Below are 869 nucleotides of genomic sequence, written 5' to 3'. Positions count from 1 at the left end.
GAGATGGTGGTGGGGCTGGTGGGGATTTTGAAATCGGGAGCGGCGTATGTGCCGCTGGACCCGAGCTACCCGCAGGAGCGACTGGTGTACATGGTGCAGGACAGTGCACCGAAGGCGATCCTGAGCCACGGGCAGGTGCAGGCTGGACTCTTGGAACGGCTGGTGCAAGCTACCGCGGAAGGCAAGGCGGGGGCGGTGCTGCTGCGGTTGGACGCCGATGCGCAAGTCTGGGCTGGCTCAGAAGCTGAGCGGCGCAACCCTGATGCGCGTGAACTGGGGCTGAGCGCGAAGCACCTGGCGTATGTGATCTACACATCCGGCTCGACGGGCATGCCCAAGGGGGTGGTCAATCATCACCAGGGCTTGAGCAATCTACATTGGGCCCAGCATGAACTGTTTCAGGCGGGTCCAGGTCACAAGATTCTTCAGTTCGCCTCGCCAGGGTTCGATGCCAGCGTTTTTGAGTTATGTATGGCCTTGGTCCATGGCGCCAGTCTAGTGCTGGCGCCCAGCGCCAAACTCAAATCTCCGGAGGGCGTGCTGAGTGTGCTGCGGCAACACTCAGTCAGCCACGTCACGCTGCCTTCAGCGTTGGTGGCGCTCTTGCCTGATGACTGTGACTTGCCATTGAGTCACCTCATCATGGCCGGTGAAGCCTGCCCACCGCATCTAGCGGCACGTTGGGCCCATCGGATAGCCGTTTTCAATGCCTACGGACCCACTGAAACGACGGTCTGGGCCACTGCACACCGTTGTGGAAGTCAGGCGCTCGACAACGTTCCCATTGGCCGGCCGATCGCCAACACGCAGATCTACCTGCTGGACGAGCACCGTCAGCCGGTGCCGCTGGGAGCGGTGGGAGAGATCTA

1 protein-coding gene is annotated in these 869 nt (G+C 61.7%); it reads left to right on the top strand.

Annotation, left to right across the window (positions count from 1 at the left end):
• Nucleotides 1–869 (top strand): AMP-binding protein (locus AC3WOE_RS30520; protein ID WP_492696310.1); only part of this gene is annotated, 869 nt, incomplete at both ends.

The organism is Roseateles sp. FW305-36, from assembly GCF_058787015.1.
This window is presented reverse-complemented; position numbering and strand designations above follow the sequence as displayed.